Origin of the sequence: Streptomyces sp. WG7, assembly GCF_049975785.1 — a bacterium.
Classification (GTDB): Bacteria; Actinomycetota; Actinomycetes; order Streptomycetales; family Streptomycetaceae; genus Streptomyces.
Genome location: NZ_JBNGGE010000049.1, coordinates 16,391 through 38,087 on the forward strand (window position 1 = coordinate 16,391; position 21,697 = coordinate 38,087).

Sequence of the window (21,697 nt, forward strand, 5' to 3'; positions counted from 1 at the left end):
CTGTGGAGGATGGGACATGACGGAAATTCTTGTGCAGGTGGGTGCGGAGGAGAACATTCCTCCGGCAGGCAGGGTGGTGGAGCACCCGGCGTGGCCCGTGCTCAAGGATGCCGTGGAGCGGATCCGGCCATGGCAGTCCAAGGACGGGTCGATCGACTTCGACGCCGAGGGCGCCCCGGAGCGGGCCGTCGCCGAGGACGCCGTACGCCGCGTCGCCGGAGCCGTCGAGGAGCTGTCCCTGCTGCTCCCGCACGACCGCGCCTACCACGAGGCGCTGGTGAAGGACCTCGGCCGCTGGGCCGACGACGGCTTCCAGGTGCCCGACTTCCTCGACTCGCTGCTGGCCTTCCAGCCCGCCGCGAACCGCGCGGACGGCCTCCAGCACCTGGTCGTCTTCCCGATGTACACGCAGAACGGCAACCCCGACCGCAACCTCGAAGCGGTCGTGCTGCGCATGGTCTGGCCCGACTGGCTGGCCGAACTGGAGCGCACCCGCTACGACAACCCGCTGTTCTGCGGCATCACCTTCGAGGACTTCACGGCCGGCTACGACACCAACTCGGCCGTCCTGTTCCCGGAGACCATCGCCGTGCGCGAGGCGCCCGAGCGTTTCTCCTGGGGCGGCATCTTCTGCGACCGCGAGGCCGCCCGCTTCCGCCGCGTCACCGAGGCCGCCGTCGGCATCCTGGGCCTGGAACTGCCCGAGGACGTCGCCGCGATGGTCCACGACCAGAAGCGCTGCGAGGAGGCCTTCGTCCTGTGGGACATGGTCCACGACCGCACCCACAGCCACGGCGACCTGCCCTTCGACCCGTTCATGATCAAGCAGCGCCAGCCGTTCTGGATGTACGGCCTGGAGGAGCTGCGCTGCGACCTCACCGCCTTCAAGGAGGCCGTGAAGCTGGCGGACGACGGCGTCCCGCAGGCCCGCGACGTGCAGTACGCGGTCCTCTTCGACCGCATGTTCCGCTTCCCGGTCACCGGCGAGCGCGTGCGCAACTACGACGGTCTGGGCGGCCAGCTCCTCTTCGCCTACCTGCACAAGCACGACGTCGTGCGCTGGACGGACAACAAGCTCTTCATCGACTGGCAGCGCGCCCCGCAGGTCACCAACCAGCTGTGCGCCGAGATCGAGACGCTGTACCGGGACGGCATCGACCGGCCCAAGATCGTGCACTGGTTCGCCGGGTACGAGCTGGTCTCCACCTACCTCGCCCCGCACCCGGGCTCGAAGTGGGCCAAGGGCCCCGACGCCCTGGACCTGACCCTGCCGCCGCGCAAACTCGTCGACGACGTGCTTCCGGACGAGTTTCCGCTGAGCATGTTCTATGAGGCCCTGTCCAAGAAGCTCAAGAACGTCATCGCGTCGACCCGGGGCATCACCCGAGACGGCGCCGAGCGGGCCGCCGCGTGAGCGACGGCACCGGCGGGCAGGAACAGGCACGGCAACAGGCTGGGGAGGCGAGGACCATGGGGAACGGGGCGCTCGACGGCGCGGTGATCGCGGTGGCCGGGGCGGGCGGGCCCGCCGGACGGGCCGCGCTGCTGCGGCTCGCCGAGGCGGGTGCGACGGTCGTCGGCTCGGACAACGACCCGGAGCGGCTGGCGGAGGCCGTCGACGCGGCGCGCTACGCGCACGGCGGTGCCGCGGTCACCGGCGAGAAGGTCGACCTGCTCGACCTCGACACCACCCGAGCCTGGGCCGACCGCATCGAGAAGGACTTCGGACGGGTCGACGGCCTGGTCCACCTCGTCGGCGGCTGGCGCGGCAGCCAGACCTTCACCAAGACCGACCTCGGCGACTGGGACCTGCTGGAGAAACTGCTGATCCGCACCGTCCAGCACACCTCCCTCGCCTTCCACGAAGCGCTCCAGCGCAGCGACCGCGGCCGCTACGTCCTGATCAGCGCGGCCGGCGCGAGCAACCCCACCGCGGGCAACGCCGCCTACTCGGCCGCCAAGGCCGCCGCCGAGGCGTGGACGCTGGCCATGGCGGACTACTTCCGCAAGGCGGGGGGCGAGCAGGGACCGACGTCCGCTGCTGCGATCCTGGTGGTCAAGGCGTTGGTGCACGACGCGATGCGCGCCGAGCGCCCCAACGCGAAGTTCGCGGGCTTCACGGACGTCAAGGACCTGGCCGAGGCGGTCGCCGGAGTCTGGGAGAAGCCCGCCGCGGAAGTGAACGGAAACCGTCTGTGGCTGACCGAGAAGCCGTGAACCCCCCGAAGACCGACGCGCGTCGCCACCACGACCCCGAGGTCCGAGGTTTCGCCAGTGACAACTACGCCGGCGCGCACCCCGAGGTGCTCGCCGCCCTGGCCCTGGCCAACGGCGGGCACCAGGTCGCGTACGGCGAGGACGAGTACACCGAGAACCTCCAGCGGGTGATCCGCAGCCACTTCGGCTCCGGCGCCGAGGCGTTCCCGGTCTTCAACGGCACCGGCGCCAACGTCGTCGCGCTCCAGGCGGTCACCGACCGCTGGGGCGCGGTGATCTGCGCCGAGAGCGCGCACATCAACGTCGACGAGGGCGGCGCCCCCGAGCGCATGGGCGGCCTCAAGCTGCTCACCGTCCCCACCCCCGACGGCAAGCTCACGCCCGACCTGATCGACCGGCAGGCGTACGGCTGGGACGACGAGCACCGCGCGATGCCGCAGGTCGTCTCGATCACCCAGAGCACCGAGCTGGGCACGCTGTACACGCCGGACGAGATCCGCGCCATCTGCGAGCACGCCCACGCGCACGGCATGAGGGTGCACCTGGACGGCTCCCGGATAGCCAACGCCGCCGCATCCCTGGACGTGCCCATGCGCACGTTCACCAACGCGGTCGGCGTCGACCTCCTCTCGCTCGGCGGCACCAAGAACGGCGCCCTGTTCGGCGAGGCGGTCGTGGTCCTGAACCAGGACGCCGTGCGCCACATGAAGCACCTGCGCAAGCTGTCCATGCAGCTCGCCTCCAAGATGCGCTTCGTGTCGGTGCAGCTGGAGGCGCTGCTCGCCAAGGACCTGTGGCTGCGCAACGCCCGCCACTCCAACGAGATGGCCCAGCGCCTCGCCGAGGGCGTGCGCGCCGTGCACGGTGTGGAGATCCTCTACCCGGTGCAGGCCAACGCCGTCTTCGCCCGGCTGCCGCACGAGGTGGGCGAGCGCCTGCAGAAGCGGTTCCGCTTCTACTTCTGGGACGAGGCCGCCGGCGACGTGCGCTGGATGTGCGCCTTCGACACCACCGAGGACGACGTCGACGCCTTCGTCGCCGCCCTCAAGGAGGAGATGGCGCGCTGACCGCGACCCCCCGGGTCATGCATAGGTATGCGATAACCTGAAAAGTCATTGACTGGTGGGTGATCGCGTTCCTATGCTCTGCAAGCATGGAGCTGATCCAGAAGACCCCCGACCTGTCCGCCTACTTGGCCGCCGACGAGGTCATCGACCACGACCACCCGCGGGTACGGGAGGTGGCGGGGCGGCTCGCCAAGGAGGCGGAGGACTCGTATGCCTATGCGCGGCTGGCCTTCGAGTTCGTGCGCGACACCATCCCGCACTCCCAGGACTCCGGAGACCCGCGCGTCACCTGGCGCGCCTCGGACGTCCTGGAGCAGCGCACCGGCATCTGCTACGCCAAGGCCCACGCGCTGGCCGCGCTGCTGCGGGCCGAGGACATCCCGACAGCTCTGTGCTATCAGCGGTTCGACGTGGTGCACGGGCTGGTCGCCGTACGGTTCAACGGCGCCTGGCACCGTCAGGACCCGCGCGGCAACAAGCCCGGTGTGGACGCCCGCTTCTCCCTGGACCGGGAACAGCTGGCCTTCACGCCGGACACCGCGGCCGGCGAGGCGGACTACCCGGACCTGTACGCCGCACCGCACCCGGTCGTGCTCGATGCCCTGCGGGCGGCCACCGACCGCTCCCACCTCTGGGCGACGCTGCCGCCCGCGCTGCCGTCGTAGGAGGAGCCGCCCCGGCCGGGGTCAGCGCGCCTCGGCCGTGCGCAGCTGCTCCTGGGTCGGGGCGGTGCCGCCGAGATGGGCCGGCATCCACCAGGTGTCGTCCGCCCCCTTGGGGCGCACCGGGTAGGCGCGCTGCGCGGCCTCCAGCAGTTCCTGCACCCGCTCGCGCACCCGGCGGGTGAGGGCGCCCGCGTACTGCTCGCGGGATGCCTCCATCGCCTCGCCGACCCGGATCGTGACCGGGATGTGGCTGCGCTTGAAGTTGCGCGGGTGGCCCTTGGTCCACAGCCGCTGGGTGCCCCACACCGCCATCGGGATCAGCGGGACCCCCGCCTCCTGCGCCAGGCGCGCGGCGCCCGACTTGAAACTCTTGAGGGTGAACGACTCGGAGATCGTCGCCTCGGGGAAGACCCCGACGATCTCACCGGACCGCAGTGAGTCCAAGGCGTGCGCGTACGCCGCCTCGCCCTGCTTGCGGTCCACCGGGATGTGCTTCATGTTGCGCATCAGCGGACCGGAGATCCGGTGCCGGAAGACCGACTCCTTCGCCATGAAGCGCACCAGCCGCTTCTGGGGCAGTGCCGCCAGGCCGTCGAAGATGAAGTCCAGGTAGCTGATGTGGTTGCTCACCAGCACGGCGCCGCCCGCGCGCGGGATGTTCTCCGAACCCTGGCAGTCGATCTTGAGGTCCCACACCTTGAAGAGGGTGCGGGCGAGACCGATGGCCGGGCGGTAGGCGAGTTCTGCCATGGGCGGGTCGGACCCTTCCTTGTCAGCCTGGGAAGGGGACTCCCAGCCGAAAGTTACGCAGCCGTAGGTTTACGGCTTGTCGCAGATCGTGCCCCAAGAACGGCCGGTGTACCAGCCTTGGTGCCCGCCCGTGGCGAGATCCTCATCACGTCACCGGCCGGGTCGTGGCCGAAACGCGACGGCGAGCCGGGAATCTTCGCCGCCCCCTGAGCGCTGCACGTGGGGACGACTGGGCTGGACCGGGCAGGGCGCGGAGCGGTCCGGACCGGGCTGTGGCGCGCGCTGACGCGCGCTCATGAATGCCGCTCAGGCGGCGGAACGGAGGCGCGCGGGTGCGCGAGCAGGGTGAAGACAGGCGGCTCGACCCGCCCGGCTCGCGGCTCGTTGCGGCCGACCTCGGTGCCGAACTCGGCGCCCGCGCCACGCTCGTGCAGTTCTCCAGCGCCTTCTGCGCGCCCTGCCGGGCCACCCGTCGGATCCTGGGGGAGGTGGCCGGCATGGTCCCCGGCGTCGCCCATGTCGAGATCGACGCCGAGGCCCGCCTCGAGCTCGTCCGCGCCCTCGACGTGCCCAGCACCCCGACGGTGCTGGTGCTCGACGCCGGCGGACGCGTCGTGCGGCGCGCCGTCGGGCAGCCGCGCAAAGCGGACGTGATCGCCGCACTGGGCGAGGCGGTGTGAGAACCGCCACGCCGCCGGTGAGGCCTTCTCCACAGCCTCCACGTCCCGGGACGTATTTGACTATGTCCGCCCCCCGTCGTCAGCCTGCCCGTATGCCTTCGCTCCCCTCTCCCCGGGCCGAGGCGCAACGCAGAAGGACATCCCTCATGACGGCCACACCCGACCTCGCCGCGCCGCGGCTCGCCACCTCCGACCTGCTGCGGTCCGTCTTCCGGCGGCACGCCGCGGGGGTCGCCGTGATCACCGCGCGCGGTGACGCGGGCCCGGTCGGTTTCACGGCCACGTCCCTCGCCTCCGTCTCCGCCGAGCCGCCGCTGCTCTCCTTCGGCATCGGCTCCGGTTCCTCCAGCTGGCCCACGGTGTCCGCGGCCGAGCACGTCGGCGTCCACCTGCTCGGCGAGCACCAGCAGGACCTCGCGTCCACCTTCGCCCGCAGCGGCGCCGACCGCTTCGCCGCGCCCACCGCGTGGCGCGACGGCCCCGAGGGCGTGCCCGTGCTGGACGGCGTCCTCGCCTGGCTCGTGTGCCGGGTCGTCGGCCGCGTGCCCGCGGGGGACCACCGCATCGTGGTGGCGGAGGTTCTCCTCGGCGACTCCGCGGGCGCCGGCCGCCCTCTCCTGTATCACCAGGGGCGTTACAACGGACTGCGTGACTGACCGGTCGCCGGGACCGCTTCTGCGGAACCGTCGGGTTCCGGTTACGCTGCGTTGCGAAGGTCACAGTTCAAAGCGCTTGCTTAGCGGGAAAGAACTGGGTGTACTGACGAGTAATATTCCGGCGTGGAGCGCAGGTCGCCCCGCCCGGGATCGGCCGCTTGGGGCGCCTATGCTGCCTGCAAGAGGCAGCACTGAAATGTCGACGCAGTAGGAGAGCCGGCGTGAGCTTGAGGATCGTTGTCACTGTGAAGTACGTGCCCGACGCCACTGGCGACCGGCACTTCGCCGATGACCTGACCGTCGACCGCGACGACGTCGACGGTCTGCTCTCCGAGCTGGACGAGTACGCGGTCGAGCAGGCGCTGCAGATCTCGGAGAACTCCGACGACGACGTGGAGATCACCGTCCTGACGGTGGGTCCGGAGGACGCGAAGGACGCGCTGCGCAAGGCGCTGTCCATGGGCGCGGACAAGGCGATCCACGTCGAGGACGACGACCTGCACGGCACCGACGCCATCGGCACCTCCCTGGTCCTGGCCAAGGCGATCGAGAAGGCCGGCTACGACCTGGTGATCTCCGGCATGGCCTCCACCGACGGCACCATGGGCGTCGTCCCGGCGCTGCTCGCGGAGCGCCTGGGCGTGCCGCAGGTGACGCTGCTGTCCGAGGTCTCCGTCGAGGACGGCACGGTCAAGGGCCGCCGCGACGGCGACGCCGCCACCGAGCAGCTGGAGGCCTCCCTGCCGGCCGTCGTCTCGGTCACCGACCAGTCCGGCGAGGCGCGTTACCCCTCCTTCAAGGGCATCATGGCGGCCAAGAAGAAGCCGGTTCAGTCCTGGGACCTGTCCGACCTCGACATCGACGAGGACGAGGTCGGCCTGGAGAACGCCTACACGGTCGTCGACTCGGCGACGGAGCGCCCGGCGCGCACCGCGGGCACGATCGTCAAGGACGAGGGCGAGGGCGGCAAGCAGCTCGCCGCCTTCCTCGCGGAGCGAAAGTTCGTGTGACGCAGCCTCGCGGGCCAGAAGTTCATCTGAGCCCCGGATCCGCCGACCGCCCCTCACATCTCGCAAGCAGGAGAGAAGAAGTCCCATGGCTGAAGTTCTCGTCTACGTCGACCACGTGGACGGTGCCGTCCGCAAGCCCACCCTGGAGCTGCTGACCCTCGCCCGCCGTATCGGCGAGCCGGTCGCCGTGGCCCTCGGCAACGGCGCCGCCGACACCGCCGCCGCGCTCGCCGAGCACGGCGCGGTCAAGGTCCTCACCAGTGAGGCCGCCGAGTACGCCGACTACCTGGTCGTGCCGAAGGTGGACGCCCTCCAGGCAGCCGTCGAGGCCGTCTCCCCGGCCGCCGTGCTGGTCCCGTCCTCCGCCGAGGGCAAGGAGATCGCCGCCCGCCTGGCGCTGCGCCTGGGCTCCGGCATCATCACCGACGCCGTCGACCTGGAGGCCGGCGACGAGGGCCCGGTGGCCACCCAGTCGGTGTTCGCCGCCGCGTTCACCACCAAGTCCCGCGTCTCCAAGGGCACCCCGGTCATCACGGTGAAGCCGAACAGCGCGGCCGTCGAGCCGGCCCCGGCCGCCGGTGCGGTCGAAGCCCTGTCGGTGTCCTTCTCCGCCGCCGCGACCGGCACCAAGGTCACCTCGCGCACGCCGCGCGAGTCGACCGGCCGTCCGGAGCTGACCGAGGCAGCGATCGTCGTCTCCGGCGGCCGTGGCGTCAACGGCGCGGAGAACTTCGCGATCATCGAGGCCCTGGCCGACTCGCTCGGCGCGGCCGTCGGTGCCTCGCGCGCCGCGGTGGACGCCGGCTGGTACCCGCACACCAGCCAGGTCGGCCAGACCGGCAAGTCCGTCTCGCCGCAGCTGTACATCGCCTCCGGTATCTCCGGCGCGATCCAGCACCGCGCGGGCATGCAGACCTCGAAGACGATCGTGGCGATCAACAAGGACGCCGAGGCCCCGATCTTCGAGCTGGTCGACTACGGCGTCGTCGGCGACCTCTTCGACGTCGTCCCGCAGCTCACCGAGGAAGTGAAGTCCCGCAAGGGCTGAGCGTTCCCCGCGCCGCACGGCTCCGGCCGAGGCCCCCGCGGCCGTCCGTGGATGCCGTGGACGAATTCGAGGGCCTGGCGTGACGCCGGCCTTCAAGACCCGGTCGTGGTCTTGGAGGCCGGCGTTGTCGTATGGGGGTGGGTGCGGACGGCTGTGCGGCCGTAGGCATCTGGGGGAGGTCCCGGCTGCCCACGCCGAGCAGGACACCGACACCTGGAAGGAGCGCTGCGGAAACCCGCGCCGGAGCCGAGGGCGCCGTCGCCCAGGGCATCCAATGCTGCGGCCTGCGCGCAGACCCCGCTACCGCGGCCGCGCGAAAGCCGGCCTCCAGCTCCAGCTCACCGGCGCCGCGATCAGCCTCGCCCGCATCGACGTCCACCCCGTCGGCGTACCCCGGGCCCGCACCCGCACCAGCCGCTTCGCGGCACTCGGCCCCGCCGGGCCGAAGCCCCGCCGGGGCCGAGAAGAGCCTGCCCTCGAATTGACCGGCAGCGTCATGTCGTGACTCCCGGGACCCAACCGCGTCCGGTCGGCGGTGGGCCAGGCCGATTCGGGGCTCCATCAATTCTTCACCAAGATCACTACAACCCTTTCAGGGTGTGTCGCACATCACGAAGGACGCCCGCGGATTACCCGATTTCTGCCCGGTTTCTGCATTGGACGACTCCACCAAGCCCCGGCTTCGATAAGGAACTTGTATCGCAGGGGGCGGCGAGATTTCCCCTCGTAACCGAGAAGGGAGTCGTGATGTCACAATCACGACGGATATTCAGCAGACGCCAGTCACTGGCTATTTTCGGGGGAATCGCGGCAGGTACCGCACTTCCTCTGGGGGTGTTCGGGTCCCGCCCCGCGTACGCGGCGGGCACGGCGGCGGCCGACGGCGGTACACGGCTGCCCGACACCGACCGCGGCAAGGTCGTGCATGCCTACCGGACCGGCGGCCGCGCGGTGCGCACGGCCGCGGCGGCGGCGCTCGTGGGCAACGCGGACGACGTGGCCACGTTCCTCGGCGAGAGGCTGCCGGCGGCCACGGCAGAGGACAACCGTTTCACGCTGACCAAGGCCCTGGTCAGCGCGGGCAAGGCCACGCGTGCCGGGATCGGGCAGGCGCTGTCCGGCGGGGACGCGGCGGTCGCGGCCTATCTGGAGGGCGGCTTCGCGGCGGCCGTGTCCGAGGACCTCGAAGTGGCCGTGACCACGGTCAACGCGCACGGCGGCAGGGCCGTCAAGCGTGAGTCCGCCGAGGCGCTCGCAGCCGGTACGGACTTCGCGCTGCGGGACTTCCTCAGCGGCGGGCAGTACGACGCGCACGACGAGGACCAGCGCGTCCAGGTGACCTCCATCCTCGTGACCGCCTCGCCGCAGGTGCGGGAGTACGCGGAGCGGGCGCTCGACGACGGATCGCCGCGGGCGATCCAGTGGTTCCTGACGACGGGGCAGTACATCGCCCGGGCGCGGGACGAGGAGACGGCGGAGATCCAGCAGCTGGTCAAGATCGTGGAGTCGGAGGGACGGCGCGCCGAGCGCAAGACCGACGAGGCGGTCGAGCTCTCCGAGCAGGCGGTCCAGGCCGCCGCCAAGGCCAAGGAGGCCGCGCTGGAGGCGAAGGCCGAGGCACAGGCGGCCGAACAGGACGTGCAGCGTTCCGCCCGGGCGGCGAACAAGGCCGCGCGCGCGGCCCAGGGCGCCGCGGCGGCCGCGACCACCGCGGTGTCCGCCTCGCGTACGGCGCAGGCCGCGGCCCGGCGTTCGGTGGCCGCGGCGAACGCGGCCGCTGCCGCTGCCGCCGCCGCGGGGCGCGCCGCGTCACGCGCGTACCATGCCGCGATCCGCGCCTCCAAGGACGCGAACATGGCGGACGCGGCCAACCAGGCGGCGCAGGCCGCGCGCAAGATGGTCAGCTGGGTGCGCAGTGTGGCCGCGAAGGCACTGATCGCCTCGTACGCCTCCGACGCGGCCGAGGCCGCGGGCAACGCTGCCGCGAGCGCCGCGATCAACTCGGCCGCCGCCGCGCGCGCCTCGGCCGACGCGGCCGTCGCCTCCGGTGCCGCGCAGTCCGAGGCCGCCGAAGCACAGCGCCAGGCCGCCATCGCCGAGGCCGCCGCGAGCCGTGCCACCGCGGCCGCGAGCCGGGCCTCGAACCTCTCGCGGCGGTCGGCCGCCGCCGCCCGTACCGCGTCCGCCGCCGCCGACAGCGCGGCCGACCACGCGGAGAAGGCGGCCGATGCCGCCGAGGAGGCGGCCCGCAACGCCGGCAAGGCCGTGGACTACGCCAACCGCTCCACCGCCGCCGCCAACGCCGCCGTGGACGCCGCCAACAAGGCGTACGAGGCGGTCACCGAGGCGCGCACGGTCGAGCAGGAGGCCCGGGCCGCCGAGATCGAGCGGCTGAACGAGGAGGCCGCCGAGGCGATGGAGGTGGCCAAGCAGAAGGCGGTCACCGAGAGCGACGAGCTGGCGCGCGCCAACCGGGAGCGCACCCAGGAAGCACGCCTGTCCGAGGAACTCGTCACGCTGATCACCGCGATGGAGGCGGCGCTCGCCGCGGACCGGACCGGTGAGGCCGTGGACAAGGGCCGGCAGGCCGCCGTCGAGCTGCTCGAGGGGCCGGGTACGTGGACCCGGGAGGCGGCCCAGTTCGCCCTCGCCGGCTCGGACGACGACGTACTGCGGTGGATCGAGGCCGACCGGGTCCTCGCCCTGCAGCAGGACAACGCGGAGAACGCCGCGGCCATCGCCGCGATCTCCACGCAGCACGTGGCCACCGCGGCCGCGGCGGCGCTGCAGACCGAGGACCCCGCCGCCATCAAGGCGTTCCTGGAGACCGGTGCGGTCGAGGCGGCCAGGGACGACAACGAGGTCGAGGTGACCACGCTCCTCGCCGACGACACCACCGGCAGGGCGGTACGGCAGGCGGGCGAGGCGGCTCTCGAGAAGGGCACCGCCGAAGCGCTGCACCACTTCCTGCACGTGGAGCTCCCCACGGCCGTCCACGAGGACGACGAGGTGGCGGCCACCACGCTCCTGACGACCGGCGGCCCCTACGTACAGGCCGCGGCGAAGGTCGCGCTCGAAGGCGATTCGCACATGCTGCGCCAGTTCATCGGCACCACGCAGCACGAGTTCGCGCGGATCGACCACGACCACGCCACGCACATCAGCGCGATCCGTGCGGCGATCGCGCAAGCGGCCAAGGTCGCGCAGAACGCGCTCGAGGACGCGGCCCGGGCCTCCGAGGCGGCCGCCCTCGCCCGCTCGGAGGCGGAGAAGGCGACCGACTGGGCCAACAAGGCCGAGGGGTGGGCGGCCGACGCCAAGGTCTCCGCCGAGGAGGCCCGGCAGAACGCGACGGCCGCCGAAGCCTCCGCGGCGTCCGCCGCGCAGTCCGCGCAGACCGCGGCCAACGCCGCCGCCGTGGCCCGCGAGGCGAGCAGGGTGGCGCGGAACGCGGCGGGCCGGGCCGCGCGCTCCGGCGTGGTCGCCGCGTCCTACGCCGCGGACGCGCAGGCGTCGGCGACGGCCGCACGGCAGGCGGAGCTCGCGGCGGGCAAGTCCCACGCCGAGGCGGCCGTCGCCGCGACCGTGGCGAGGATCCTGGTCATCAAGGCCGCGATCCAGCAGGCGTACCAGGACGCGATCGACAACTCGAAGGTGCCGATCAACGACGACAACGGCCTGCCGCCGGGCGCCGAGAGCTGCCTGACGCCGTTCGGCGACCCGATCACCCACCGGAACAACACCAACCCGTGGGAGCTGGGGTGGAGCTGGCTCACCGGCGACGGCCCCAGGTCGATGTGCTTCGGCCCGGACGACGAATTCACCCAGACCTACCGCGAGCACCCGAAAGTCCAGGAGGTGCTCGACTTCTTCCTCGAGATGCAGCAGAGCGGGGACTACGAGCTGGGCCACACCTACTACAACGACTACTCACTCGGCCAGTGGGAGGGCGTCGGCAAGTACATCAGGGACCTCGGGACGCTCACCACGGCCGGGCACACCGGCAACCTCGTGTACACGTACATGGGCTCGCACGACATCCGTATGACCCCCGTCCGGGAGAACCCGGACGGGTCGGTCGTCTGGCGCTACACCGCGTACAACGAATCGGACATCGAGTCGGCGACGCACCCGCCGGTCATCGGGTACACGGACCTGTGGAGCAGTACGGTCGGCGCGTTCGTCGACAAGGTCGTCGGTGACGACGGGCCGCTGTCGCGCACGACCCAGGTGATCGAGTTCAACGTGACGCTGGGGCCGTGATGCGCGGGGGTACGGGCGGACGGTGGCTTTGCGCCGCCCTTGCCGCCGCGTCCGTGGCCGTCTCGGGCTGCGCGGCGCCGGTCGATCCGGAGCGGCTGCCCGGTGTGTACCGCAATGACGAGGGCGGGCAGGTCGAGCTCTCGGCCGACGGTACGTTCTCCGCCACCCGCGTGACGACGGGCGACGGCCCCGATTCGGCCGACTTCAGCGGCAGTTGGGACTACGAGGATCCGAGCAGTGGCGACGACTTCGTGTACCTGCTGATCGAGGACGGCGGGCTCGGAAGGATCGGCGGGATCCAGCTCTACGTGGACGACCAGGACACGCTGTTCTTCCGGTCCGATCCGGACGGTCCGATCACGCAGGAACTCAACAAGTCGAGCTGAGTGGTCCGACGGCGCAGGGCGGAAAGGTCGCGGAGTTCCTCCGCGACCTTTCCGTTTCTTCCCGGACGTCTTTCGGCGGCTTGCGTCGCGAGCCGTTACGAAGTCGTTGTCAAGATCACTACAACCTCTTCCGGGCGTGACGCGGATCACGGTCCGAACTCGCCGGTTGCCCGATTTCTTTCCGTTTTAGGAATTGGACGTGTTCGCCAAGTGCCCGCTTCGATAAGGGGCTTGATCCCGAAGAACTGTCGAGTTTCCAGGACTGTGATGAAGCCACCCAACACATTCATGCGCATTCTGGGCGCCGCGGCCACCGCCGGCGCCCTGACATGGGCCGTGCTCGCCCAGGGCGGCGCGGATGCCGCCGCCGGGCCCTCCACCGAGGCCGTCGCCGACACCGCGCCCGGCTACGCCATCGAGGACTACAACTACCCGGGCGCCGACAAGATCCTGGCCGAGCGGAACATCGTCCTCAAGCGCGGCGACGGCCACATCGTGCTCGCCGACTGCGCCAGCGGGGACAACCTCCTGCAGTTCCTCGCGCGCGACCAGGAGGACGTCTGCTTCAGGGTCACCGCCGACGAGGGCTGGCTGACCCTCGAACTTCCCGCGGTGCACGGGGTGAAGACGGACGACTCCGCCAACACCCACCTGGAGATGACCGCCGAGGGCGACCAGGTCGAGTACGACATCCCCGCGGACACGTGGGAGGGCGTCGGCGAGTCCGTCGACGGCCGGGACCACGTCCTGGTCGAGATCCGCGTCACCAACTAACCGAGGTCCCGCAGTGATTGAGGAAACCGCTCGTATGTCTTCCACAAGACGTCCCCGTCTGGCCGCGCTCGGCGCGGTCCTGGCCGCCGGGTCGCTCGCGCTGAGCGCGGCACCCGCTGTCGCCGTCACCGGCGGCACACCGGTCGCCGGCACGGACACCACCCACGCCTACACCGCTCAGATCATCATCGGCGCCCACGACCGCGGCTGCTCCGCCGTCCTCGTCGACGCCGAATGGCTGCTCACCGCGGCCAGCTGCTTCGCCGAGGACCCGGCCGCCCCGCTCGCCGTCCCGGCCGGCGTCCCCGCCAGGGCGACCACCGCCGTCATCGGCCGCTCCGACCTCTCCGGCACGCAGGGCGCCGAGCGCCGCGTCGTCGAGATCGTGCCGCGCACGGACCGCGACGTGGTCCTGGCCCGCCTCAACCGGCCCGTCACCAACGTGACCCCGGCCCAGCTCGCCACCACCGCGCCCGCCTCCGGTGCGGAGCTGACCTTCGCCGGATACGGCCGTACGAAGACCGTATGGGCACCGCTCAAGCTGCACACCGGTACCTACACCGTCGACTCCGTCGCGGCCACCGCCGCGGGTGTCACCGGCAAGGACGGCGCGGCCGCCTGCATGGGCGACACCGGCGGCCCGGTCACCTCCGGCGGCAAGCTCGTCGGCCTCAACAGCCAGTCCCTCCAGGGCGGCTGCCTCGGCATCGACGAGACCCAGACCTCCACCGCGGGCGTCATCGCGCGCGTCGACGACCTCGCCTCCTGGATCGACGAGAAGGCCGGCGCCACCCGCATCGTCGACTTCAACGGCGACGCCGTCGAGGACATCGCCATCGGCGACCCGATGGCCACGGTCGGCGGCGACACCACCGCGGGTCTCGTCCGTGTCGTCCACGGCGGCGGCAAGGGCGCCGCCGAGATCACCCAGGACCTCGACTGGGTGCCCGGCGGCGCCGAGGCCGGGGACCACTTCGGCGGCCACCTCGCGACCGTCGACTACAACGAGGACGGCTACACCGACCTCGTCGTCACCGCGTCCGAGGAGAACGTCGGCAGCGCGGTCGACGCCGGCTTCGTCGACATCCTGTTCGGGGGCAAGGACGGCCTCGGCAGCGGCCCGGCCGCCCGCCACTTCGAACAGGGCTCCGGCAACGGCTCCATCGGCGCGTCCGCGCCCGAGACCGGCGACCGGATGGGCGCCTCCCTCGCCGCGGGCACCACCGCCGAAGGCAAGCCGTGGGTCCTGATCGGCGCGCCGGGCGAGGCGCTCGGCTCGCTCACCAAGGCGGGCAGTGCCTTCTACGTGCACGGCGACACCAACGTCAGCATCAACCAGGACACCGCGGACGTCCCCGGCTCGGCCGAGGCCAACGACGCCTTCGGCACGTCCGTCACGGGCGACTCCAACTTCATCGCCATCGGCGCTCCCGGTGACGCCATCGGCGGCAACGCGAACGCCGGCAACCTGGCCGTGCTCAGCCACAAGCTGAACGCCGGCGGACGGCCCACCGTGGTCGCGGGCATGGACCAGGACAACGAGAAGATCAGCGGCGCCGCCGAGGCCGGTGACAAGTTCGGTCAGGCCCTCGCGCTGGTCGCCTACCGCCCGTCCGGTGCGGCCACGGCCACCGACTCGATCCTCGCCATCGGCTCGCCCGGCGAGGCCCTGGCCGCCGAGGACGGCGGCGAGCAGCGGGCCGGCGCGGGCAACGTCATGCTCGTGCACATCAAGGCGGACGGCGCCTGGGACTACATGCACGCGCTCAACCAGGGCACCGGGACCGACGACCGTTCCGGCACGATCGAGGCCGGTGACAACGCGGGCTCGTCCCTCAGCGCGGTCAACACCGCGCCCCGGGAGGTCGGTTCGGCCGCCACCCTGAAGATCGCCGTGGGCACCCCCGGTGAGGACCTCGCGGGCGTCACCGACGCCGGCGCCATCCACACCTTCTCGCTGATGGATTCGGCAGGCGCCAACGACCTGTGGATCGAGGCCGGCGACGGCGACGGCATCCCCGGCTCCCCGGGTGAGGGCGACAAGCTGGGCGCGAGCATCCACTTCACCCCGCGGAACCTCTACGCCGGTATGCCCTACGGGCCCACCGCCACCGGAGCCCTGCACGTCCTGCCGTTCCCGAACGCCGTACCGGGCGGAACGAGCGCGCCGGCGACCACGTACCAGCCGGGCCAGGGCGGACTCCCGGCCAACGGCAACTACTTCGGGTTCTCGGCGCGGTAACGGCTGCCGCCGTAACGGCATGAGCTCCCGGGGACCATCCGGTGCCCCTGTCGGTTGATTCGGGGGGCAGGCTCTTCTCGGCCCCGCCGGGCTTCGGCCCGGCGGGGCCGAGTGCTGCGCAGCGGCCGGTGCGGGCGGCTTTCACGAGGCCGTGGCAGCGGGATCCGCGTGCAGGCCGCCTCCCCGGATCCCTTCGGCCGCACGGCCATCCGCACCCACCCGTACGACAACGCCGGCCTTCACGACCACGACCGGGTCTTGAAGGCCGGCGTCACGCCAGGCCCCCGGATGCGCCCACGGCCTCCCACGGACGGTCGCGGGGGCCCCGACGTCTGCGCAGGATGGTGTTGACCGGCGGAGGACCGACAGATAACTTCACTCTACGGATTATTGATTCCGTTCAGCGGAAAAGTTTGCAGCCAGGAGGGTGTGGGATGGGTCAGCAGGAGAAGGTGGCAACGAGCCTCGCGGGCGCCGTCGGCGAGGAGATCAGCGCCTCCCTCGCACCGGTCGACGCGGAGCTGGAGCGCCGCTACCCCGGAGACCCGGGCACCCGCCAGCCCGTGCACACCGTCTACGTCCCCGGCGACGTCTTCGCCGCCGACACCGTCCGCTCCTGGGGCGACCGCGCGCTCGCCGCCCTCGACGAACACGCCCCCGACGCCGCGTCCTTCGCCGCCGTCCTCGGCCTCGCCGACGACCTCGCCGAGCCGGTGTACGGCCGCGTACGCGCCAAGCTGGAGCGCGAGCCGATCGAGGACCTCCGCGTCGACTTCGAGGACGGCTACGGCAACCGCACGGACGCCGAGGAGGACGAGGCCGCGGCCCGCGCGGCCCGGCTGATCGCCGAGGCGTACGACCAGGGCACCGCGGCCCCGTACATGGGCATCCGCATGAAGTGCATGGAGGCTCCGGTGCGCGCCCGGGGCATCCGCACGCTCGACGTCTTCCTCAGCGGCCTGATGGAGGCCGGCGGTCTGCCCGACGGGCTGGTCCTCACCCTGCCCAAGGTGACGTACCCCGAACAGGTCACCGCCATGGTGCGGCTCCTGGAGGCCTTCGAGAAGGCCCGCGGCCTGGAGTCCGGCCGCATCGGCTTCGAGATCCAGATCGAGACCAGCCAGTCCATCCTGGCCGCCGACGGCACGGCCGCCGTCGCCCGCATGATCCAGGCCGCCGAGGGCCGCGCCACCGGCCTCCACTACGGCACCTTCGACTACAGCGCCTGCCTCGGCGTCTCCGCGGCGTACCAGGCCAGCGACCACCCGGCCGCCGACCACGCCAAGGCCGTCATGCAGGTCGCCGCCGCCGGCACCGGCGTACGCGTCTCGGACGGCTCCACCAACGTCCTGCCGGTCGGCCCCACCGAGAAGGTCCACGACGCCTGGCGCCTGCACTTCGGCCTCACCCGCCGCGCCCTCGCCCGCGCCTACTACCAGGGCTGGGACATGCACCCCGGCCACATCCCGACCCGGTACGCGGCCGTCTTCGCCTTCTACCGCGAGGGCTTCGAACAGGCCGCCGCCCGTCTCGCCCGCTACGTCAACCGCACCGGCGGCGACGTGATGGACGAGCCCGCCACCGTCAAGGCCCTCAGCGGCTACCTGCTGCGCGGCCTGGACTGCGGAGCCCTGGACATCGCGGAGGTCGCCCGGCTGACCGGTCTGACCCGCGCCGACCTGGAGGGGTTCTCGTCCCCGCGGCGCGGTGACCTCACGGCATCGGCGCAGTAGGCGGCCGGGTCCCCGGGAGCGGTCCGTCCGTCCGGCCGGAGCGCACGTACCGCTCCAGGCCGGACGCCGTCACCCGCTCCTCCTCGGCGAACAGCCGCGTCCCCCGCTCGCACAGCCGCCGGTCGGCCCGCGCCCGCGCACAGAACTCCTCGGGCGTCGCCCCGAACAGCTCCCGCAGCCGGGCCGACTCCCGCAGCAGCTCGGTGATCAGTACGCGTTGGTCGCCGGGGTGCCGGCGGGGTGCCGCTCCGGTGCCGTCGTGCAGCACGCCGTGGCGGTTGACGTAGGCGTACGCGCCGCGCAGCACCGCGGTGCCGTCCCCTTCCGCCTGCTCGACGCGTACGTCGGGCGCGGAGAGCCAGGCGCGGTCGAAGTTGCCGGACGCCATCGGCACCCCCTCGCTCGCGTCGATCACGGCGAGCTGCTCGGCGTCGAGCCAGAGGACGAACAGCTCCCGCACGAAGCCCGGGGCGCCCACCGGCGAGGCGGACACGTAGCCCATGCGGCTCACATGGGCGGAGACGCCGATGTCGACCCCGGTGACCCGTGCCTTGACCATCGGGATCGGCGAGTCGGTCCCGAACTCGGCCATCTTGTGCCGCAGCTGCGCCGGGGCGGCGTTGGAGCCGATCGCGATCACGGGGAACCGGTCGACGCGGTCCTCGTGGACCGGCCGGTCCAGCGGCAGCAGCCGGTCCCCGTCCAGCACCCCGGACTCCCGCGGCCACGCCCCCGGGTACAGCAGCGGCTCCTCACGCGGTACCCCGGCCAGCCCGAGCGCCCGTAACGTTCGGTCCTCGCCGGGCGGTCGCGCCGGCGCGCGGTCACTTTCCGGTGGCCGGGCGGTCCTCCGGCCCTCGTCGCATTGCTTCGACACGGTGCGGGTCCTCCCGGCGGTGAAGTGGCGGTGGTGGTGGCGTGGGAGCGGGTCCGGGCCGCCAGGTCCGGCTCCGGCGCGGCTGGTCGCCCGCCGGGCGGCGGCGTCCGGCCTTCTGCGTCCGCCGGTTCAGGCGCCGCCCGGTTCCCGCTGCCGAGGGCTGACGGGCCGTGCCGGTAGGCCCGGCACCGACCGAGGTGGTAGGCCCGGCACCGGCGGCCGAGGCGGTTCGCCCCGTACACGTCGGCACCGGCCGAGGCGGTTCGCCCCGTACACGTCGGCACCGGCCGAGGCGGTTCACCCGTGCACGCGCGGGACCGTCCGGTCGGGCGGGGCCGCGGCCGTCCGCGGGGCGTTCAGTACCCGCCCGCCGGGCCCGCCGCCGCCCGCGCGAGACCCTGCGGGGGCGTCGGCCGCGGGCGGCTCACGCCGCCGGTGGCAGCTCGCCCGAGCCGCGGGTGACCAGCCTGGTCGGCAGTTCGATGCGGTCGGGCGCGAGCAGGGTGCCGTCCAGCTGCCGGAAGAGCCGCTCGGCGGCGGTGCGGCCGAGGGCCGCCGCGTCCTGGGCGACCACGGTGACGCCCGGCTGGAGCAGGTCGGCCAGCTCGATGTCGTCGAAGCCGACGAGGGCGACGCTGCGGGCCTGCTCGGCGAGGACGCGGATCACGGTGACCGTCACCCGGTTGTTGCCGGTGAAGACCGCGGTGACCGGGTGCGGGTCGGCGAGCATCTCCTCGGCGGCGCGGCGCACGCGCACGGGGTCGGTGACGCCCAGGGACATCCAGGAGTCCTTCACCGGTATGCCGGCGTCCTCCATGGCGGCCCGGTAGCCGCGCAGCCGCTCGGCGGCGGTGTGGATGCGGGGCATGTCACCGATGAAGCCGATCCTGCGGTGTCCGTGCGCGATGAGGTGGGCCACGCCGTCGCGGGCGCCGCCGAAGTTGTCGGACACCACCACGTCCGCGTCGATCTGCCCCGCCGGCCGGTCCACGAAGACCGTGGCGACGCCCGCCTTCAGCTCGGGCTCCAGATACCGGTGGTCGTCCCCCGCGGGGATCACCACGAGCCCGTCGACACGGCGCGCGCACAGCGCCAGCACCAGCTCCTGCTCCCGGTCCGGGTCCTCCGCGCTGGACCCGTTGATCAGCAGGGCGCCGTGGGCGCGGGCCACCTCCTCCACGGCACGGCTGAGCGGCCCGTAGAAGGGGTCGGCCAGGTCCTCCAGGACCAGGCCGATACTGGCGGTACGGCCCTTGCGGAGCACGCGCGCACTGTCGTTGCGGCGGAAGCCGAGCGCGTCGATGGCCTCCTGGACGCGGCGTTCGGTCTCCGGGGTGACGCCCGGCTCCCCGTTGACCACCCGGGAGACGGTCTTGAGACCGACCCCGGCCCGGGCGGCGACGTCCTTCATGGTCGGGCGATTGCCGTATCGGTTCCCGGGAAGGCTGGCTGCGCGGCGGGTCGTGTCGGGCACGATGCGGTGTCCTGTCCTGTCGTCCACGGGATTGCGTCGGCTCCCGTTGTCCACGGGGGACGTGTCGGTCATGGGTTTGTATGAGGATGTGGCGTCGAGCATAGAGCCTGGACAACGTTGTCAGATGCGGGAGACACTGTTCATCGCACTCTCCGGTCCTCGCCCCCACCGTGGGAGCGGTTCACTGTGCGTTCCTGGGTTCGTCATTCTTCATTCGGTCCGACGGGGAGATCCGACTCTGATGCACACCGACCTCGTGGCAGCGCTGGACATCGGCGGCACCAAGATCGCCGGCGCTCTGGTGGACGGCCACGGCCGCATCCAGGCACGCGCACAGCGTGCGACGCCCGCCCAGCAGGACGGCGACACCGTGATGCGGGCCGTCGAGGCGGTGCTCGGGGAGCTGACCGCGTCGCCGCTGTGGGGGCGGGCCGGGGCCGTCGGCATCGGCAGCGCCGGCCCGGTGGACGCCTGCGCCGGCACGGTCAGCCCGGTGAACGTGCCCGGCTGGCGCGACTACCCGCTCGTCCGGCGGGTCCGCGCCGCCGCCGGTGACCTGCCCGTCGAGCTGATCGGCGACGGCGTGGCCATCACGGCGGCCGAACACTGGCAGGGCGCCGCCCGCGGCCACGACAACGCGTTGTGCATGGTGGTCTCCACGGGCGTCGGCGGCGGTCTGGTCCTGGGCGGCCGGCTGCACCCCGGCCCGACCGGCAACGCCGGGCACATCGGCCACATCAGCGTGGACCTGGACGGTGATCCGTGCCCGTGCGGCGCGCGCGGCTGCGTGGAGCGCATAGCGAGCGGACCCAACATCGCGCGGCGTGCCCTCGACGCCGGCTGGCGGCCCGGCCCGGACGGCGACACCTCCGCCGCCGCGGTCGCCGCCGCCGCCCGCCTGGGCGACCCCGTCGCCGTGGCGTCGTTCGAACGGGCCGCGCAGGCACTGGCCGCCGGCATCGCCGCCACCGCCACCCTCGTCGAGATCGACATCGCCGTGGTCGGCGGGGGCGTCGGCAAGGCGGGCGACGTGCTCTTCGCCCCGCTGCGCAAGGCCCTGACCGACTACGCGACCCTGTCCTTCGTGCAGCGCCTGGCGGTCGTCCCCGCCCAGATGGGAACCGACGCGGGCCTGGTCGGCGCTGCCGCGGCGGCGCTCACGAGGACGGCGGACGCGACCCCGGCGAGGATCTGAGCGCACGCGGGGCCTTCCCGGCGGCCGCGGCGCCCCTGCGGATACCCGACAGGCCGGCCGGGTATCCGGTATCCGCCCGGTCGGCGAACCGCCGGGGCGTCGCTGTACGCGTGGCCCGGCGTGCCGGGGAGCCGATGTCCCCGCATGTCTTCATGCCGGCACCGGTGCCGATACCGCACTCGAGCCGCCGGCCACGTGGTCGGCCACCTATGCGACGCCGTTCGGGAAGCACGCCGGGTCCGGCACGGGCGTTGCTCCCGGAATCCCGCTCGGGCGGTGCCCGGCAGCCGTCGAGGTCGGTGTACTGGTACCCGGCCTCATGAGTGGCCGGCCGTGACCCCCACCCGGTCACGCCAGTTGAAGCACACATGAAGAAGCGCAGCATGCTCGCCCTCGCGACCCTGGCCACCGGTTTCGTCGTCGCGGCCGTCACGCCCTCCCACGCCGCTCCGGGCGAACTCCCGCTCGGCCTCGACGTGGAGGGCACCGCCAGCACCGTGGAGGACGCGGTCGCCACCGACAGCCCGACCCCGGACGACGACGCCCACGGGCAGCTGGGCTGACGTACACCGCCCGGCATCCACCACGCGGCGCCGACGCCCCCCTCCCGGGGCGCCGGCGCCGCTGTCGTACGCCCTCAACTGCGCCTGGTTTCCGTGG

The 21,697-nt window shown here is 72.4% G+C and carries 19 protein-coding genes; 16 read left to right on the forward strand and 3 right to left on the reverse strand.

Annotated elements, in window-relative coordinates; translation table 11 throughout:
- Positions 1 to 16 precede the first annotated feature (16 nt).
- The 4 genes from ACP4J0_RS32145 to ACP4J0_RS32160 all read left to right on the forward strand — a co-directional run bounded on the left by ACP4J0_RS32145 (position 17) and on the right by ACP4J0_RS32160 (position 3,949).
- Positions 17 to 1,414 carry a DUF6421 family protein gene (locus tag ACP4J0_RS32145; protein WP_426602239.1) on the forward strand — a complete coding sequence of 466 codons (1,398 nt, stop codon included), beginning with the start codon at positions 17 to 19 and terminating at the stop codon, positions 1,412 to 1,414.
- Between the two features lie 56 nt (positions 1,415 to 1,470).
- Positions 1,471 to 2,217 (forward strand): SDR family NAD(P)-dependent oxidoreductase, encoded by a 747-nt coding sequence (locus ACP4J0_RS32150; RefSeq protein WP_426602240.1) that lies wholly within the window; start codon positions 1,471 to 1,473, stop codon positions 2,215 to 2,217.
- A complete protein-coding gene (locus ACP4J0_RS32155; protein ID WP_426602241.1) occupies positions 2,214 to 3,284 on the forward strand; it encodes a threonine aldolase family protein in 1,071 nt (356 codons plus the stop codon). The genes ACP4J0_RS32150 and ACP4J0_RS32155 overlap by 4 nt, the downstream gene beginning before the upstream one ends.
- Before the next feature lie 86 nt (positions 3,285 to 3,370).
- Positions 3,371 to 3,949, forward strand: coding sequence for a transglutaminase domain-containing protein (locus ACP4J0_RS32160; RefSeq protein ID WP_426602242.1), 579 nt, complete (start codon positions 3,371 to 3,373; stop codon positions 3,947 to 3,949).
- 21 nt (positions 3,950 to 3,970) lie between these two features.
- Here the strand turns inward: ACP4J0_RS32160 and ACP4J0_RS32165 are convergent, their stop codons facing one another.
- The gene (locus ACP4J0_RS32165; protein WP_426602243.1) at positions 3,971 to 4,699 is read right to left on the reverse strand and encodes a lysophospholipid acyltransferase family protein; all 729 of its coding nucleotides are present in this window, start codon (positions 4,697 to 4,699) and stop codon (positions 3,971 to 3,973) included.
- A gap of 299 nt (positions 4,700 to 4,998) precedes the next feature.
- Here ACP4J0_RS32165 and ACP4J0_RS32170 point away from each other — a divergent pair, with 299 nt between their 5' ends.
- From ACP4J0_RS32170 to ACP4J0_RS32215, 10 genes are all read left to right on the forward strand, one after another.
- Positions 4,999 to 5,379 carry a TlpA family protein disulfide reductase gene (locus tag ACP4J0_RS32170; protein WP_426602244.1) on the forward strand — a complete coding sequence of 127 codons (381 nt, stop codon included), beginning with the start codon at positions 4,999 to 5,001 and terminating at the stop codon, positions 5,377 to 5,379.
- Positions 5,380 to 5,525: 146 nt separating this feature from the next.
- Positions 5,526 to 6,035 carry a flavin reductase family protein gene (locus tag ACP4J0_RS32175; protein WP_426602245.1) on the forward strand — a complete coding sequence of 170 codons (510 nt, stop codon included), beginning with the start codon at positions 5,526 to 5,528 and terminating at the stop codon, positions 6,033 to 6,035.
- Between the two features lie 221 nt (positions 6,036 to 6,256).
- Entirely contained in the window at positions 6,257 to 7,045 is a 789-nt protein-coding gene (locus ACP4J0_RS32180) for an electron transfer flavoprotein subunit beta/FixA family protein (RefSeq protein WP_426602246.1), read from the forward strand.
- A gap of 85 nt (positions 7,046 to 7,130) precedes the next feature.
- Entirely contained in the window at positions 7,131 to 8,093 is a 963-nt protein-coding gene (locus tag ACP4J0_RS32185; RefSeq protein WP_426602247.1) for an electron transfer flavoprotein subunit alpha/FixB family protein, read from the forward strand.
- 274 nt (positions 8,094 to 8,367) lie between these two features.
- Entirely contained in the window at positions 8,368 to 8,598 is a 231-nt protein-coding gene (locus ACP4J0_RS32190) for a hypothetical protein (RefSeq protein WP_426602248.1), read from the forward strand.
- Between the two features lie 329 nt (positions 8,599 to 8,927).
- On the forward strand, positions 8,928 to 12,356 hold the full coding sequence (locus tag ACP4J0_RS32195; protein ID WP_426602249.1) for an ALF repeat-containing protein: 3,429 nt from the start codon (positions 8,928 to 8,930) through the stop codon (positions 12,354 to 12,356).
- Positions 12,357 to 12,409: 53 nt separating this feature from the next.
- Positions 12,410 to 12,742 (forward strand): hypothetical protein, encoded by a 333-nt coding sequence (locus tag ACP4J0_RS32200; protein WP_426602250.1) that lies wholly within the window; start codon positions 12,410 to 12,412, stop codon positions 12,740 to 12,742.
- 288 nt (positions 12,743 to 13,030) lie between these two features.
- A complete protein-coding gene (locus tag ACP4J0_RS32205; protein ID WP_426602251.1) occupies positions 13,031 to 13,516 on the forward strand; it encodes a hypothetical protein in 486 nt (161 codons plus the stop codon).
- Between the two features lie 34 nt (positions 13,517 to 13,550).
- Entirely contained in the window at positions 13,551 to 15,758 is a 2,208-nt protein-coding gene (locus tag ACP4J0_RS32210; RefSeq protein ID WP_426602252.1) for a S1 family peptidase, read from the forward strand.
- A gap of 434 nt (positions 15,759 to 16,192) precedes the next feature.
- Positions 16,193 to 17,491 (forward strand): DUF6986 family protein, encoded by a 1,299-nt coding sequence (locus tag ACP4J0_RS32215; protein WP_426602253.1) that lies wholly within the window; start codon positions 16,193 to 16,195, stop codon positions 17,489 to 17,491.
- Here the strand turns inward: ACP4J0_RS32215 and ACP4J0_RS32220 are convergent.
- Both ACP4J0_RS32220 and ACP4J0_RS32225 read right to left on the reverse strand, forming a co-directional pair.
- Positions 17,472 to 18,263: a hypothetical protein gene (locus tag ACP4J0_RS32220; protein WP_426602272.1), complete on the reverse strand. Its 792-nt coding sequence runs from the start codon at positions 18,261 to 18,263 to the stop codon at positions 17,472 to 17,474. The genes ACP4J0_RS32215 and ACP4J0_RS32220 overlap by 20 nt on opposite strands.
- A gap of 529 nt (positions 18,264 to 18,792) precedes the next feature.
- Positions 18,793 to 19,869 carry a LacI family DNA-binding transcriptional regulator gene (locus tag ACP4J0_RS32225; RefSeq protein ID WP_426602273.1) on the reverse strand — a complete coding sequence of 359 codons (1,077 nt, stop codon included), beginning with the start codon at positions 19,867 to 19,869 and terminating at the stop codon, positions 18,793 to 18,795.
- Between the two features lie 214 nt (positions 19,870 to 20,083).
- Here ACP4J0_RS32225 and ACP4J0_RS32230 point away from each other — a divergent pair, with 214 nt between their 5' ends.
- Both ACP4J0_RS32230 and ACP4J0_RS32235 read left to right on the forward strand, forming a co-directional pair.
- On the forward strand, positions 20,084 to 21,037 hold the full coding sequence (locus tag ACP4J0_RS32230; protein ID WP_426602254.1) for an ROK family protein: 954 nt from the start codon (positions 20,084 to 20,086) through the stop codon (positions 21,035 to 21,037).
- A gap of 368 nt (positions 21,038 to 21,405) precedes the next feature.
- The gene (locus ACP4J0_RS32235) at positions 21,406 to 21,600 is read left to right on the forward strand and encodes a hypothetical protein (RefSeq protein ID WP_426602255.1); all 195 of its coding nucleotides are present in this window, start codon (positions 21,406 to 21,408) and stop codon (positions 21,598 to 21,600) included.
- Positions 21,601 to 21,697: the final 97 nt, after the last annotated feature.

Coding starts and splice junctions, on each gene's coding strand:
- ACP4J0_RS32205 (WP_426602251.1), top strand. CDS start 13,031: ATGCGCATTCTGGGCGCCGCGGCCACCGCCGGCGCCCTGACATGGGCC.
- ACP4J0_RS32190 (WP_426602248.1), top strand. CDS start 8,368: ATGCTGCGGCCTGCGCGCAGACCCCGCTACCGCGGCCGCGCGAAAGCC.
- ACP4J0_RS32235 (WP_426602255.1), top strand. CDS start 21,406: ATGAAGAAGCGCAGCATGCTCGCCCTCGCGACCCTGGCCACCGGTTTC.
- ACP4J0_RS32215 (WP_426602253.1), top strand. CDS start 16,193: ATGGGTCAGCAGGAGAAGGTGGCAACGAGCCTCGCGGGCGCCGTCGGC.
- ACP4J0_RS32145 (WP_426602239.1), top strand. CDS start 17: ATGACGGAAATTCTTGTGCAGGTGGGTGCGGAGGAGAACATTCCTCCG.
- ACP4J0_RS32170 (WP_426602244.1), top strand. CDS start 4,999: ATGCCGCTCAGGCGGCGGAACGGAGGCGCGCGGGTGCGCGAGCAGGGT.
- ACP4J0_RS32230 (WP_426602254.1), top strand. CDS start 20,084: ATGCACACCGACCTCGTGGCAGCGCTGGACATCGGCGGCACCAAGATC.
- ACP4J0_RS32185 (WP_426602247.1), top strand. CDS start 7,131: ATGGCTGAAGTTCTCGTCTACGTCGACCACGTGGACGGTGCCGTCCGC.
- ACP4J0_RS32175 (WP_426602245.1), top strand. CDS start 5,526: ATGACGGCCACACCCGACCTCGCCGCGCCGCGGCTCGCCACCTCCGAC.
- ACP4J0_RS32210 (WP_426602252.1), top strand. CDS start 13,551: ATGTCTTCCACAAGACGTCCCCGTCTGGCCGCGCTCGGCGCGGTCCTG.
- ACP4J0_RS32150 (WP_426602240.1), top strand. CDS start 1,471: ATGGGGAACGGGGCGCTCGACGGCGCGGTGATCGCGGTGGCCGGGGCG.
- ACP4J0_RS32165 (WP_426602243.1), bottom strand. CDS start 4,699: ATGGCAGAACTCGCCTACCGCCCGGCCATCGGTCTCGCCCGCACCCTC.
- ACP4J0_RS32160 (WP_426602242.1), top strand. CDS start 3,371: ATGGAGCTGATCCAGAAGACCCCCGACCTGTCCGCCTACTTGGCCGCC.